This is a genomic window from Phycisphaerae bacterium, from assembly GCA_024102815.1.
Classification (GTDB): domain Bacteria; phylum Planctomycetota; class Phycisphaerae; order UBA1845; family UBA1845; genus JAGFJJ01.
This window is the reverse complement of the sequence record JAGFJJ010000076.1, coordinates 103,977-118,275: the sequence shown is the minus strand read 5'-3', so window position 1 is coordinate 118,275 and position 14,299 is coordinate 103,977. Positions and strand designations below refer to the sequence as shown.

Here is a 14,299-nt window from a genome sequence, read left to right as displayed (position 1 = left end):
AACCACATCAATTCCGCGTCGCCATCGCCGCCTTCAGATCCGCGATCGGATCGCTGTTGGTCAGCCGCAGATCGAACTTGTCCTGAAGCACGCGCAGGACGTTCGGCGACAGGAACGCCGGTGCGGCCGGTCCGATCCGAATCCCCTTCACCCCCAGGTGCAGCAGCGTGAGCAACACCGCCACCGCCTTCTGCTCGAACCAGCTCAGCACGATCGTCAGCGGCAGATCGTTAACCCCGCACCCCAGCGCCCCCGCCAGCTTGGCGGCCACCTGGATCGCACCGTAGCTGTCGTTGCACTGCCCCATGTCCAGAATGCGCGGCAGTTCGCCCACGCCGTCGAGCTGGATCGTGCCGACCTCCTCGTTGCGAATGCGGTACTTGCCGCAGCCCATGGTGAGAATGATCGAATCCGCCGGTGTGGCCGCCGCGAAACGGGCGAAGTAGTTCCGGCCCGACTCGGCGCCGTCACATCCGCCGATGACGAAAAACCGGCTGATCTTGCCCGCCTGCACGGCCGCCAGAATCCGATCGGCGACGCCCGTCAACACGCTGTGATGGAAGCCGATCGTCGTCTCCCGCACCTTGTGCTCGACGAGCGGCTCGCTGTGCTGGGCGCACTCGATAAGCGAGGAATAGTCGTTCGTCTTGAGACGCTTCCCGCCGGGGACGGCCGTCACCCGCGTCGTAAACAGCCGGTCCTTGTAGACCTCGCGCGGGATGAGCACGCAGTTGGTCGTCGCCAGCACCGGCCCGGTGAACTCCGTGAAATCCAGCTTCTGCTTCTGCCAGGCGTCGCCGAAGTGCCCCACAAGATGGTCATACTTCTTCAACCCCGGATACATGTGCGCGGGGAGCATCTCGCCGTGGGTGTAGACGTTGATGCCCTTCCCCTTGGTCTGCTCGAGCACGTCGTGCAGGTCGACCATGTCGTGCCCCGTAACGAGGATGCCCTTGCCGGCCTTGGTACCTTCGTACACGCTGGTCGGCTGGGGTGTGCCGAAGTGCTTGGTGTGGCCTTCGTCGAGCATCTGCATGACGCGCAGATTCCACTTGCCGCATTCCAGAACCAGCTCGAACAGACTCTCCATGTCGAAGTTGACGTTGGTCACCGTGGAGAAAAGCGCCTCCTCGATGAAGGCATTGACGCCTTCGTCCACCATGCCCAGCCGGCGGGCATGATGGGCATACGCGGCCATGCCCTTCACGCCGTACAGAAGCGTCTCCTGAAGCGACTGCATGTCCGGGTCCTTGCCGCAAACGCCGAGGTCCACGCAGGCTTGTCCGTGAGCGGTCTGCTCGCACTGATTGCAAAACATCTACTTCTCCTCATCTCTGGTTGCATTCGAACCGACTTACAGCGCACTTCGTTGCACCGATTGACCGGCAGGGGTGCATCTCGATGCACCAGCCGGTAGGGCATGCGGTTCGCGTGTCGCCAGACACGCGGTTCGCATGCCTTCACCATTTGAGCCGGCCGCACCAATTGACGGCTTCGGCTCAACTTGATGCCCCGACTGGACTCGGCGGTCGCCGCCACGCTGCGAATCGACCGCCCCTTCTTCCGGATGACCCCGGATTCATCCAACCGCGCCGGTTCCTTCTGCGAGGATTGTCGGCCGACCGACCCCAAACCGCCTTGATCTGCGTCAACCCGACGACGTGATTCGTCGGAAATCGTCGCCTCCGGGTAGGGTGCGTCCCCCGACGCACCGCTTCAACGGATGCCATGTCCACGCCTCGTGGACATGCGCTTCAAGCCGCGACCACGCACCGCACCTCTTCCCAGCCGCATGGCTTTAGCCCGCGCGAACGAGCGCCGGAGAATGACGCCCGCAATGTGATGCCCCTACGTCACGACCCGCTCTTCGCTCCGAAGGGGCAGAGAAATCATCGCACAAACGCATTTCGGGCGGGCGCACCTTGATGCACCAATCCGACGGGTGATAATCCTCAACCATGTCCACCCGCAACCGGCGGAAGAACGTCGGTGTGGCGTTGTTCTTCACGGTCGCGGGCGACGAGGTTGGCGGGAGCGACGGAGTGGATATGCCGGAATGAATCTAGAGGTGCTTTGAGCATGCCACTTCACTCCGAGGCTCCCAGCACCGCAATTGGGTTACAACTTTGAGCGCAGCTGGACGTCGGTAGCTCGCGCTCCCGGCCTCTATTGTCCTGCCACAGCCAATCAACATCTAGAATGGGATGTCATCATCGCACGGGGCGGTGACCGTCTGAGCCTTCCGTACCCTGATTTCCTTGTCCTTGCGGTGCTTTGCGAGCTTTGCGTCAAGGTAGTGCAGGATTGTCCGTGCCGCGTTTATCGCGAGCATTGCCTCTGGTTCATCGAGAAGGACTTCGTTCGGGTGTGCGACGCTTGCATTATTCCGCAACGGATTCAGAGCGTCCATGATGGAACTGATAGCCCGCATGACTTGCGTGATGTCCTGCGCGCGTGGTCCATCCACCTTCAAGGCGGGATGATCTGCCCGAAGCTTCTTGAACAGCGCGGTGATGGTGGCCCCGGGCTCATATGGGACGGTCGCGTCGTCGCATGCCTTGCGGAGGTAGCCGTGAAGTGCCGTGTGAACGCGATCGACGCCACTTGCGGGCCCGCAAGTTCGTATGAGTGTCTCAGCATCATTGATTGCCCGCTCCACTATCTCACAGGTGAAGACAGGCGCAGTGAAATCAATCGTTGCTGTCTTCTCTAATCGCTCGGCCAGCGCGATGAAGCCTTCGGCCAGTTGGCTCTTGTCTGCATCGCCGCCATTGGGTGGATACTTTTCGATGATTCCGCGAATGATTTTGGCTTGCACTTGTGGCGGCGAAGTTTCCAAGATCCTCTCGAAACGCTCTCGGGTTGTTCCACTGAACTGATACGGATCGATTTCAAGCCCGCAGTACTCAACGTAGAAATCGGCATGCGTTCGGTACGTGAAGTCGCCAAGGTACCCGCCGGAGACGCCAATATAACGATTAACGAGCTTCTTGATGTCCATCCGGCTCATTCCGGCCATGACTGCCTCCCATGGACCAGCCCATTCTAGCCGGCACCCGAATGTCATGATACAGCACTCTGTGTCCTTGCCCGTATACCGTTACCAGCTCCGCCAGACGGGCGGCCCGCATTCGCCACGTCCATGCGGTCAATCCGGCGGAAATCGCGTACAATATACGTACCGATGTCTCCGCTTCGGCCCATCATCCCGCAACTCGGTGCTCGACGGCGTCGCGTTATCGGTTCCGCCCTGGCGCGCATCGCCGGGCGCGTTGCCATCGGCCTGCTCCTGTCCGCCGGTGTCGCCTTCGCTCAACAGCCCGCCGCGAGCCCGCCCGACGAGGCGAGCCTCGAAAGGCTGCGGGAGCGGGAAGCCGAGCTGAGCAAGAGCCTGCAACAACTCGATTGGAAGTCCGAATACGCCACGGTCGCCCACGCGGTTCGCAACGTCTTCGAGCAGAACCGCTGGAACTCGCCCTCGGACAAGTACGCCCTCGAACTCACCCTCGAGGTCGCCGAAATCCCCCCGTGGCGGTTCGCGGACCGCATGCGCCTGTTCATGGACCGCGTATCGCAGCGCTACGATTTGACGACCGAACAGCGCGACCTCCTCCAGCAGGGCATTTTCCGCGAAATGACCTCCACGGTTCTCGCTCACGGCAAGACCATGTTCGCCCACGCCGGCGAGGCGTTGGAAACGCGACTGGCCGGCAAGCCGTTCACGTCCGACCAGGTAGCGCGATGGGTGAAAGAAAGTGACACCCTCTTCGCGTCAGTACGCGCCTCCGCCGATCGGCTCAAGAACGAGCTGGCCGCCACGATGACGCCGGAGCAAATGAAGACCTATCAGCAGGACGTCGCCGCCTTCGACCGACGCTTGCAGCGCATTTCGGACATGCGTGACATGTGGAGACTGGGCAAGTGGCAACCCGACGATTGGGGACTCGCGGACGATCCCATCCATCGCAACGCGGCCGGGGCGATGAACGAGCCCTCTGCGCAATCGGCCCCGTCGATTCCGCCTCCCTCAAAACCCGCGATGATCGGCAACACCGGAAGTATGGTCACCGTGGAATTGCCCAAACGCTGGCTTCCCTATGATCCCGACACGTGGGTGGCCTATGTCGTGGAGCAGCGCGAACGATTCCAGTTCGACGCCGCCCAGATTGATGCGGCCGAGTCCATCCATCTGGAGCTCCGCGACCGGGCGAAGGACTACCTGAAGGGCCATGAGGACGAAGCACAGGCGGTGCCGCTTTCAGAGCGGGCATCGCACCCCGCCTATGAGCCCGTCCGCACGCTGTTTGCGGAGCTTCAGGAGCGCCTGGAGAGCATTCCCACAACGGCCCAGCGGGCCAAGGCTGAGCAGTAAAATGATATATGGCAATAGATTACAGCCACTCCGCGATCGAGCGCATTGTCCGTGCCGCCTTGATTCGGGCTACGGGCGGCCGTACGATGGACCGATAGATTGGTTAGACACGGTGCGCTCGTAACGTGCGGTGTGCAGCGCGTTTGCGCGCCTGAGCGCCCCCCGGAACGGGGATTGGATCAATTCATGACCGGCGTGATTCACAGCCTTACCTTGGCAGTTTTTGCCGCCGCTTGGCTGGCTTCCGCACAGGAAGCCGGAGCCCAGGCTATCAACCCTGCCGGATTCGTTTCGCGTGTCGACCAGTTCGGAAACGCCCGCTATTGGTACACCGATCGGCGTTACGTTGGCGTGTTCCAGTCTCCGGCGCAGCGGATCGCAGCGCAGGGCTACCAGGATTACGGCCGTCGTCCGGAGCGACGCGTGCTCAACTTCCAGGGCGGCGTTCCCCAGGACGTGGCCGACATCGGGCGCTTTCGGCGGGCGCTGCTTCCGCTTTCAACCGGTTTAGGGACAACGCCTTACGGTTACCGGGGGCTCTCCTTCGGATCCGGATTCATCGGCTCGACGCCCGGGCTGATCAGCCGTCCCGGCGACATCGATCAGGTCCTCTCCCGTCGATACGATTTGCTCGAGCAAACGGCACTTTACAACCCTGCGGAGGAGATCAGCGAGCAGCAACGACTCGCGGCCGGCCTGCCCGAAAGCCGCAGAAGCATCCCGTTCCGGAGGTTGGTGAACTCGATTCCGTCGAGTGCGAGCGCATTGCAGACGGGCGCGACCAATCCGACCGGAATCGAGGCGCCTGGGCCATCTTTTGACAAGAATATTTTTCAAGAAAGCGCAGGCGACGGAACCGGGCCGGGTCTTCCGCTGCCGCTTTACGGCACCGAAGGCGCCGGGGAAACGTCCGCTTATGCGACAGTATCACTGGGGCGACGACTGCTGGAGATCAGCGAAAGCCAATACGAGCCCGCGTTGGAGAGAGGCTGGGCCGAATTCGGCGACCGCCGCTACCAGAGGGCATTGCGCCAGTTCGAACGGGCGAGGATTCTGCGCTCTGAGGCGGCCGAGCCTGTCCTTGGGCAATTGTTCAGCCTGCTTGCCAATGGTTCGATAAAAAGTGCGGCGGCGTTGCTGCGTGTCGAATCGGATCGTGGAGAATCGTTGTTCGCCACCGCCGTCGATCTGGGGAGCCGTTTCAGCGAGCCGCGGGAGGCGAACAGTCTGCGTTTATCGCTGGGGTCGCTGGTCCAACGGGAACGCGATGTGGCGGAGGTCGCAGCACTGAACGTCCTGCTGCTCTGGCATCTCGGTGATCGAACGGCGGCGATCCAGGACGCCCGACGACTTGCCCAGGAGCACCCCACTTCGGCTTATGCCGGCTGGCCGGAGATCATGGAGCGCGTCAACCCGTAGCGCAGGCGCCGAACGCGAATTGGCGTATGGCGTGCCATAGCGATCCTGGCAAAGGCCGACGTAGCGCAGCGTCGCGGATCTCCGCTTCCATGCTCCTTGCACAAAGCACGGTTCCACGTTGAGCACCGCACCGTCCAACCACTCCGCCGCGACGCTTCCGCCGCTGATGGTGAAGTATCGCATGACGCTGGTCGTGACGGCGCACGCGGCGCTGTTCGCCGCCGCCCTTCTGGCCGCGTTTCTCCTGGCCTATAACTTCCGCTGGACGTTCAACATCTACAGCGTGCCACATCCGTGGTTCACTCCGATGTTCCTGCCGCTGCTGGCGATCGCCCTGCCCATCAAGCTGATGGTGTTCTGGTGGATGCGGCAGTACCAGGGCACGTGGCGCTACGTCGGCCTGCGCGACCTGTACGGCGTGATCAGCGCATCGTTTATCAGCTCGTTCCTGCTCATCCTGGCGTACTTGGGGGTCGAGAACCTCTACGACCATTTCTTCGGACGGCTGCTGATCGATCATCCGCGGGACGTAGCCTTGCGGGAATCGTCGGTGTTTCTGAGCGACTGGGCGGCGACGATCGTATTCGTATCGGCCGCGCGGGTGCTGGTGCGATTCTATTACGAGGACGTGCAGCCGGTGCGCGGGGGCGAGCCGCGGAAGCGGGTGCTGATCGTCGGCGCGGGAGATGCGGGCGAGGCGCTTGTGCGGGAACTGCGGCGGATGCGGCCGGCGGGCTACGAGTGCGTGGGATTCCTGGATGATGACGTGGTCCGGCTTCACGGCCGGATTCACGACGTGGAAGTTCTGGGGCGCACGTCGATGCTCGGAGAGATCTGCCGCGCCAAGCAGATCGACGAGGTGATGATCGCGGAGCCGGAAGCGGGTCCGCGGCGCATGCGCGGCCTGGTGGAGCAGTGCGAGGGCATCGGCGTACGGTTCCGCACGATCCCGGCCGTTTCGGAAGTCATCACGGGGCGCGTGCAGATCAGCCAGATTCGCGACGTGGAGATCACTGACCTGCTGGGGCGCGAGCCGGTGCAGCTCGATATCGAGCGGATCGGTGAGATTCTTCACGATCGCGTGACGCTGGTCACGGGCGCGGGCGGGAGCATCGGATCGGAGCTCTGCCGGCAGATCGCCGCATTCGAGCCCGCGCGTTTGGTTCTCGTGGAACAAGCGGAGAACAACCTGTTCGAGATTGACCGCGAATTGCGCGGAGCCTTCCCGAACCTGACCATCGTGCCGTGCGTTGCGGACATCACGGATGAGCGGCGGGTTCGCTCGATCTTTCTGCGCGAACGACCGGCCGCGGTGTTTCACGCGGCGGCGCACAAGCACGTGCCCATGATGGAGTTGAACGTCGGCGAGGCGATCAAGAACAACATCCGCGGGACGATGACGGTGGCCAACGCCGCGGTGGAGGCGGGCGTCGAAAAAATGGTGATGATCTCGACGGACAAGGCGGTGAACCCCACGAGCATCATGGGATGCTCGAAGCGGGTGGCGGAGTTGTACGTCCAAGGGCTCAACGCACGAAGAGCGACGCAGTTCGTAACGGTCCGCTTCGGCAACGTGCTGGGCAGCAGCGGGAGCGTCGTGCCCATTTTCCGGGAGCAGATTCGCGCGGGCGGTCCGGTGACGGTCACCCACCCGGACATGGTGCGTTTCTTCATGACGATTCCCGAAGCGGCGCAGCTCGTGCTCCAGGCCGGAACGATGGGTAACGGCGGGGAGATCTACGTGCTGCACATGGGTGATCCGGTGCGTATCGTCGATCTGGCACGGGATATGATCACGCTGAGCGGACTGCGGCCGGGGACCGATATCGAGATTGTCTTTGCCGGACGGCGGCCGGGCGAAAAGCTGTACGAAGAGCTGTCCAACGTCGGGGAGCACATCGGCGATACGGCCCATCCCAAGATCGGCATCTGGAAGCACCGCCGGGAGGACCATGAGGCCGTTCAGCGGGGGATCGAGCGGTTGCTGTCCCTGGCGGACGGTAGCGATGAGGAAGCGATCCGCGGGACATTCAAGGAGCTTGTTCCGGAGTTTCAGCCGGACGCCGAGGAGCGAAGAAGCCACGAAGCCACGAAGCCACGGAGCCACGAAGGCACGAAGGTGAAAATCAGAAGAGGTGCGTCAGGGGAGGCACCCTACGGGCTTTCGCCGGAATGAAGAAGAAATAGCCACGAAGGCACGGAGGGGAAGATCAGAAGAGGTGCGTCCCAACGGTCAGTTCGTGCAGTGGTCAAGGCATGCGAACCGCGTGTCTGTGGACACGCGAACCGCATGCCCTGCAAACTCTCCTCTTGTGCCGGCTACCCAAGTCAAGAAAATCCGGTAGGCTGAATTGAAGAAGGCACGCAGCCACGGAGCCATGAAGGGGAAGATCGGAGGAGGTGCGTCAGGGGGCGCACCCTGCCGATGGTGGTCGGCGCGGTAGTTGTTGCGCACTGCTCAAGAGCAGTGGCACACGGGCGGAGGTCTCTGCGGAGGCGAGAGAATGCCCCGATTCTATATCACGGTTCATCCCTGGGACCTGGTCGATGAGGGTATCGATCCGGTGCTGGATCGGTTACGTGGGGAGATCGGTGTCAGCGGCGTGACACTTTCCATGGGGGTATCGCCGATGACGCAGTTGCGCCGCAGGGCGATCGCCCCTCGGGTCATGCGGTCACAGGGTGGGCTGCTGTTTTCTCCCCGAGAAGAATTCTACGAAACGACGCGGCTTCGCCCCGGCGTATCTACGGCGCTGCGCCGCAAGGTCACACCGGTCGAGATGGCGGAGCGCTGTCTCGAGCGGTCATTGGCGGTACGCGCATCCATCCACGCTACGACGCTGGGGCGAGTGTTGTCCAAATACCCGGACGCCGGATGCCGCAACGCGCTGGATGATCGATCGGCGCTGAGCCTTTGCCCGGCCAACCCGGACGTGCAGGCGTTGCTCAGCGGTCTGGTTGCGGATGTCGGCTCTCAATGGCCCTGCGACGGAATCGTCCTTCATGACTTCCGGATGTGCTGGGCGGAGGCCGATCAACCCGGTGCGCTGGGCGGTGGAAATCCGGATCCGACGATACGGACGTTGCTGGGCCAGTGTTTCTGCGAGTCGTGCCTACGGAGCGCGGGCGAGGCCGGCGTTGATGCGCTTTCCGCGCGGCGCCTGGTGCAGACGTTGATTGATAAGGTTTGGCAGTCGCCGGGGAAGCCGGTACCGCCCTTCCAGGAATTGGTGGCCGGGTACGAGATCCTGCACGGGATGGAGGCGTGGCGGACACAAGCGCTGGGAACGCTTGCGGAGAAGCTTGCGTCGGCCGCTTCTTGTCCCTTGGTGTTCGTCGTGAATGAGCGCAATGCGAATCCACCGGGTGTGGAAGCGAACGGGGCTTTCCGGGCGGTGAGCAGCCTGCACGGGGGCGAAGAACCGAAGGGCGAGGCCGATCCGGGCGAGGAGTTGATGCTCGAAGACGACTACGCGATGCAGGTCGTGTCTGCGGATGTCGTGGCTGTCGTTCAGCGTGCGACGCGAGCGGGATACGCGGCGATCCATCTCGGAAATTGGGGCAGCCTGAGCGATGCGGCACTGACGGGGATCAAGCAGGCGATCCGGTATGCGCGGCGGAGTCCGGGGGATTCGTCGCTCCCCCACCGCTGAAGCGGTGGGCCACCCGGGGGGCATCTCAAAAAAAAGAGGCACGCACGGCGCGTGCCTCTTTGCATTTCACCCAACAATTCACTTGCGCTTCGGGTCGGTTGTCCGGCCTCAGCGCGTGTTGCGGAACCAGACGATGAGGTCGCTGGAGAGTCCGCTCAGTCCGCTGCGGTCGAACGGCACGATCATGTCGTTCCGCCCGTCCTGGTCGAGATCGACGATCAGGATGGAGTTCATCAAGGTCGTGACCACGAGGGTGTCCTGACCGGGTTCGATGTTGGGATCGGTCACATCGGGCGGCGGAGCGTTCTGGTCCGCCGGGCTGTCGTCGACGAGGAGCGTTTCGATCCACTGCTCGTAGATGCCGTCGCCGGTGGTGGCATTGAAGAGGGAGAGTCCGCCCTCGGCCGAAGCGGCGAGCTCGACCTGGCCATCGCCGTCGAGGTCGCCCACGGCGATGCTCTCCGGGGTCCGGTCGGTGTATTCGGCAATCGTGTAGACCTGCCAGGGAAGCTGGCGCAGGGGAGCGGTGGTCGGGGCTTCGGGCCGCTTGAACCACTGAATTACGCCGCCGCCGCTGGAGCGGACGACGACATCCACCAGTCCGTCGCCGTCGATGTCTGAGACGGTGGCGACGTCGGCGCTGCCGAGCTCGTCGAATCCTGCCCGGGGCTTCACGTGGCCGACGGCGCCGGTCTGCCAGGTGCCGTCGGAGATGTGGTAATCATCCACGACGTCGCGAGCGGGGTTGCGGTACCAGCGGACGTTGGCCGTGGTGGCGTCGGGGAAGGTGGCGACAATGTCGAGATCGCCGTCGCTGTCGATGTCGGCGATCGTCGCGGTCTTGATACGACTGCCGCGCGTCGATTCGAGGCTGTCGGGAATGGTCTGCGCGACCCAAGTGCCGTCGCGGACGCGGGCCGGTCCCTGATTCTGGAAGACGACGATTTCGGGTCCGCCGCAGCCGCCGTTCCAGGCGGTGATCAGGTCCATGTCGCCGTCGACGTCGATATCGCCGACGGAAAGCTGGGTGTAGCCGCCCTCTTCGGGTGCACCCGCGGCATTGCCGGCACCGGCCAGTCGCGATACGCCGACGGGAATCTCCCGCCAGGCGAGGGCGCGGTTGGCCAGATCGGGGTTGTCCGGACCCATGTAGAGGATGATCACGCCGCTGAGCGTGGCGTCGTCGGGGCTGGCGTTGTCCAGACAGCCGGGCGCGTCGAGCAGGGACTGCTTGATGAGTACGGCGATATCGAGATGGCCGTCCGCGTCGAAGTCGGCGACGGCGAGTCCGGCAACGGAAACGACGGGCACGCTGCCGGCGATGGTGACGGTTTCGAAGGCCAGTTCGTTGCGGGCGTTGCGGCGCTGGAAGTGGACCTGCACCGGCTCGGACTGGTTCCAGGCGGAGACGAGGTCGATCAGGCCGTCGTTGTCGAGATCATCCGCGACAACGAATTGCGGGCCGGAGGAGTCCTCGCTTTGCGGATCGACCTGGATGGCGAAGAAGTCGCCGAAGGTCCGCCCGACGACGAGGGTGCCGCCCTGGCCGTCGCCACCGCCGGGCGCGAAATTCACGCTGCACCCGGAGAGGAACATAAGTGCCGGTCCGATCGCCAGTAACGAGGCTCCGAGGAGCCCTGAAGTTGTGCTCAGCCGTGCCTTCATGGACGCGGTTCCTTAAGTGTCCAGCCGTAGTAGCGGCGCGGCCCATCCACGCGCCAAGACTTCTCTGTGGTTATCGGTTCGGCGGGTGGCGACCTTTGGAAGGGAGGAAAGGAAAGAACGGGCCGTGGGTCCGATAAAGGGAGGAGGGCAATAGGCAATAGGCAATAGGCAATAGGCAATAGGCACAAGATACGAAAACGCGGGGTACTCGGTTCATGCCGGGGGGCAATTACCGAGCCGCGCGGCCTGAAGCCCGCGCGGTTGCTCGCGAAGGACTCACGGCAAAGCGGATTCCTGCGGCATCCCCACGCACACAGTCGGAGCGAGGCCGGGGCGGTGTGCCAGTGCTATGGAGCAGGTTCCTTCTCGCAGCGTTGACATTCCCCGAACCACGGCAAGGATGGTGCTCAAGACTCAAGACAACCCTCTAGAGAACGGAGCGACCGCGACACCATGCAACTCGCCGACCTGCAAGCCCTTATCAACCGTATGTACAGCGACAAGGATCGCGAGCGGGGAACGCCGGCGACGTTTCTTTGGCTGGTGGCGGAAATCGGGGAACTGGCCGAGGCCCTTCGCGAGGGCACGCCGGAGGAGAAGGCGGCCGAGTTCGCCGACGTCGTGGCGTGGCTGGTCACGCTGGCGAACGTCAACGATGTCGATCTGACGAAAGCCCTTCACGAAAAATACGGCACCGGCTGCCCGGGCTGCGGGAAGATGGTGTGCACGTGCGAATCGAAGCCGTGAAGAGAGGCAATAGGCAACGGGAAGAAGTAGGCAAGAAGGGACGGAGGCACGAAGGCACGAAGCAGAATAGAAGAGTGGTCAATTGCTCGCACGGGCTTTAAGGGCCCGGGGCGGGAGTCAGTCCGATGGGGATGATCGTTCGCATGTCGAAAAGCCGAGGACTTCGAGCCGCATTCGTGCACGGCTTGGCTCTCGCTGCGACGATCGTGCTGTCGTTGGGGTGCCGGGCGGCAACTCCCGTGCCGCAGTTTCGGACGTTTTACGCCGACATCCGCCAAGTCACTTCCGACGGCTGCGTCGTGCTCGAATCGGGTGAACGGATTCGTCTGGCAGGCATCCGCATGCGCCCGGTTGAAGAAACACAGGAACCGGAACTCGCCGAAGTGGTGAGCAACCTCGTGCGGCTGCACAGCAGCCGGGTGCGCGTCGTGGAGGATCGCGCGACCAAGACGGCCGTGGTCTACTACCGGCAAGTCATTCATTACCGGCCGCACTACGTAATTCCGTTCACGATAGCGATGCGGGTCATACACCCTACGACCAGCGCTACGATCAACGAGTTGCTCATTATCATGGCGGGCGCGATACGATCCGAGCTTGGGGTGCATGTCGGAGGATGCCGCGCACGCGTGCAAGCGAGCCGCGGAGAGAGCAGACCGGACGCTGGCTTACTACCCGCTCCAGAAGTACAAGAACGGGGGCGGGGTGTACGAGAACAACACTGGATTCTGCCCTCGCATTGCCCAGGGCGACATCGCCCAACGGGACCGTTATCTGCGGGAATGCTGGGAGAAAACGCAAGCGCTGGGTCGCATGGACGTTCCGGAAGGGCAGGACTCGATTCCCACACCCACGATCGATGACGTGCCCAAGCTCGTGGCGGCGCTCGCCGACGACAGCCGTTGCGTGCGGCGGTTCGCAGTAAATGCACTAGGAAAATTGGGGCCGGCGGGTCTCGGCACACCGGCCGTCGCCGCGCTGATCAAAGCACTCACTGACGAGGACGAGTGGGTCCGCGCCTTCGCCGCCCAGGCGCTCGGCGAGACCGGTGCGCCCGAAGCAACGGCGGCGTTGACCAAAGCCACATCGGACGACTCGGAAGCGGTTCGAAAAGCGGCGACAGGCGCACTGCGTAAGCTCCGTGGATCGTGACGGACGAGGAATCGTCAGCCCTTTGGAGGCAGTGTCCTGCGGCGAGTTTTCTCTACGTCCGTAGTGCCGTTGGGGCGGCGGCGTCGGGTGGCAGTTGGCCGATCGTCGTGATGATTACGGATTCTCGGCTGCGCGGGCGGATCGGGCGTCGGTATCGTATTGGGGCGAATCCTGGGGCCGGGGGCCGGGGTCGCGGTCGGGCGGACGGGACGATCCTGGGCCGAGGGCGTTGCAGATGGAGCTTCAGAGGAACTCCGGCCGAGCAACATGTATCCCGCTCCCAAGGTGGCGAAGGCCGCGACGGCGACGATGGCATGTTTGCGATTCAGTGATGGCATGGACGTACCTCCTCTGCGGCCCTCGACGCCGGTCCGAGGGTCAAGACGTTGTCACCTCATTCGTTCGTTGCGATCGACGGAGAATTGGACGCGGGGAGCGGAAGGAAGTTCCCGGAATATTGAAATGGTGAAGGCATGCGAACCGCGTGCCCTCCGACATGCGAACCGCATGCCAAGCGATTCCACGCTTTCCCATTTGTGCATCGAGATGCACCCTGCCCGCCTAACCGCCTGAGGTTTCACGGGGATTCGGCATCCGCATGGGGCTAGAAAAGGGTGTTCAGGAACCTCTCGACCGAATCCACGTCCGCACCCTCCAGACGCGCCCGATCGCAATCGATCAGCACCAATTCAAGCTCGTCCCAGCGGAAGAACGCTTCGTGAATCAGTCCAATCGACGTTGGAATGTCGCAGAACGGCCACGGATGCCGGTTGATCGCTAGCTCGCGAGAAAGCTCAAGAAAGCGCTGCGCTTCCTCCATTGTCATCGCGCGCTGGGGGAGCTCGGTTCGCGTGGGTGGATCAACTGTGCAAAGCGTCAACTGCAGGAGGTACTCACCCGAAGACTCATGATTAATGATCGCCTCGCACACGAAAGTGATTTCGAAGCCTAGCTCCGAGGCCGAAGAGGAGTAGACGCGCGACGGGTAGTCAACGCGAAACTCAAATTCCTCGAAATCCGAGGCATCGTAGGTTTCGGGATAGGTGGCAGTAAGACATCCGGCGCCAAAGAGGGCGGTAGAAGCCAAGAAAGTAATGCCCGCGATTTTCAACGAGTTACGCAGCATTTTCATGTGACGAGCCTTTCAGAGTGTTCCTCGTTCAGTATCAGCGGGCGGATTATCCCGGTCAATTGGTGCGTCGAGGGGTAGCGTACCGCCTGAACGGTGGGCCATGAAGAGATCGCTCCCCCACCGCTGAAGCGGTGGGCCACCAGCAGCCCCCACCGCTGA

10 protein-coding genes are annotated in these 14,299 nt (G+C 62.9%); 6 read left to right on the top strand and 4 right to left on the bottom strand.

Going from position 1 to position 14,299, the window contains the following annotated elements:
- Window positions 1-7: 7 nt before the first annotated feature.
- On the bottom strand, window positions 8-1,318 hold the full coding sequence (gene hcp / locus J5J06_19100) for a hydroxylamine reductase (protein ID MCO6439204.1): 1,311 nt from the start codon (window positions 1,316-1,318) through the stop codon (window positions 8-10).
- A gap of 876 nt (window positions 1,319-2,194) precedes the next feature.
- Window positions 2,195-3,019 carry an abortive infection family protein gene (locus J5J06_19095; GenBank protein ID MCO6439203.1) on the bottom strand — a complete coding sequence of 275 codons (825 nt, stop codon included), beginning with the start codon at window positions 3,017-3,019 and terminating at the stop codon, window positions 2,195-2,197.
- A 165-nt stretch (window positions 3,020-3,184) separates the two neighbouring features.
- Between J5J06_19095 and J5J06_19090 the strand changes: the two genes are divergently transcribed.
- The 4 genes from J5J06_19090 to J5J06_19075 all read left to right on the top strand — a co-directional run bounded on the left by J5J06_19090 (window position 3,185) and on the right by J5J06_19075 (window position 9,444).
- Window positions 3,185-4,372, top strand: a complete 1,188-nt coding sequence (locus J5J06_19090; protein MCO6439202.1) for a hypothetical protein — start codon at window positions 3,185-3,187, stop codon at window positions 4,370-4,372.
- A 186-nt stretch (window positions 4,373-4,558) separates the two neighbouring features.
- A complete protein-coding gene (locus J5J06_19085; GenBank protein MCO6439201.1) occupies window positions 4,559-5,791 on the top strand; it encodes a hypothetical protein in 1,233 nt (410 codons plus the stop codon).
- A 118-nt stretch (window positions 5,792-5,909) separates the two neighbouring features.
- The gene (locus J5J06_19080) at window positions 5,910-7,967 is read left to right on the top strand and encodes a polysaccharide biosynthesis protein (GenBank protein ID MCO6439200.1); all 2,058 of its coding nucleotides are present in this window, start codon (window positions 5,910-5,912) and stop codon (window positions 7,965-7,967) included.
- Window positions 7,968-8,295: 328 nt separating this feature from the next.
- Entirely contained in the window at window positions 8,296-9,444 is a 1,149-nt protein-coding gene (locus J5J06_19075) for a hypothetical protein (GenBank protein ID MCO6439199.1), read from the top strand.
- Between the two features lie 108 nt (window positions 9,445-9,552).
- On the opposite strand, the gene J5J06_19070 is transcribed toward J5J06_19075, so the two are convergent.
- Window positions 9,553-11,109: a VCBS repeat-containing protein gene (locus J5J06_19070; protein MCO6439198.1), complete on the bottom strand. Its 1,557-nt coding sequence runs from the start codon at window positions 11,107-11,109 to the stop codon at window positions 9,553-9,555.
- Between the two features lie 453 nt (window positions 11,110-11,562).
- Between J5J06_19070 and J5J06_19065 the strand changes: the two genes are divergently transcribed.
- Together J5J06_19065 and J5J06_19060 are read left to right on the top strand one after the other, a co-directional pair.
- Window positions 11,563-11,856: a nucleotide pyrophosphohydrolase gene (locus J5J06_19065; GenBank protein ID MCO6439197.1), complete on the top strand. Its 294-nt coding sequence runs from the start codon at window positions 11,563-11,565 to the stop codon at window positions 11,854-11,856.
- 606 nt (window positions 11,857-12,462) lie between these two features.
- Complete coding sequence (locus tag J5J06_19060; GenBank protein MCO6439196.1) at window positions 12,463-13,008, top strand: HEAT repeat domain-containing protein; 546 nt, start codon at window positions 12,463-12,465, stop codon at window positions 13,006-13,008.
- Window positions 13,009-13,612: 604 nt separating this feature from the next.
- Here J5J06_19060 and J5J06_19055 read toward each other — a convergent pair.
- Window positions 13,613-14,140 (bottom strand): hypothetical protein, encoded by a 528-nt coding sequence (locus tag J5J06_19055; GenBank protein ID MCO6439195.1) that lies wholly within the window; start codon window positions 14,138-14,140, stop codon window positions 13,613-13,615.
- Between the last annotated feature and the right edge of the window lie 159 nt (window positions 14,141-14,299).

Excerpts from the sequence above, each read along its gene's own strand:
- hcp (MCO6439204.1), bottom strand. The coding sequence starts at position 1,318 with ATGTTTTGCAATCAGTGCGAGCAGACCGCTCACGGACAAGCCTGCGTG.
- J5J06_19095 (MCO6439203.1), bottom strand. The coding sequence starts at position 3,019 with ATGGCCGGAATGAGCCGGATGGACATCAAGAAGCTCGTTAATCGTTAT.
- J5J06_19090 (MCO6439202.1), top strand. The coding sequence starts at position 3,185 with ATGTCTCCGCTTCGGCCCATCATCCCGCAACTCGGTGCTCGACGGCGT.
- J5J06_19085 (MCO6439201.1), top strand. The coding sequence starts at position 4,559 with ATGACCGGCGTGATTCACAGCCTTACCTTGGCAGTTTTTGCCGCCGCT.
- J5J06_19075 (MCO6439199.1), top strand. The coding sequence starts at position 8,296 with ATGCCCCGATTCTATATCACGGTTCATCCCTGGGACCTGGTCGATGAG.
- J5J06_19070 (MCO6439198.1), bottom strand. The coding sequence starts at position 11,109 with ATGAAGGCACGGCTGAGCACAACTTCAGGGCTCCTCGGAGCCTCGTTA.
- J5J06_19065 (MCO6439197.1), top strand. The coding sequence starts at position 11,563 with ATGCAACTCGCCGACCTGCAAGCCCTTATCAACCGTATGTACAGCGAC.
- J5J06_19060 (MCO6439196.1), top strand. The coding sequence starts at position 12,463 with ATGTCGGAGGATGCCGCGCACGCGTGCAAGCGAGCCGCGGAGAGAGCA.
- J5J06_19055 (MCO6439195.1), bottom strand. The coding sequence starts at position 14,140 with ATGAAAATGCTGCGTAACTCGTTGAAAATCGCGGGCATTACTTTCTTG.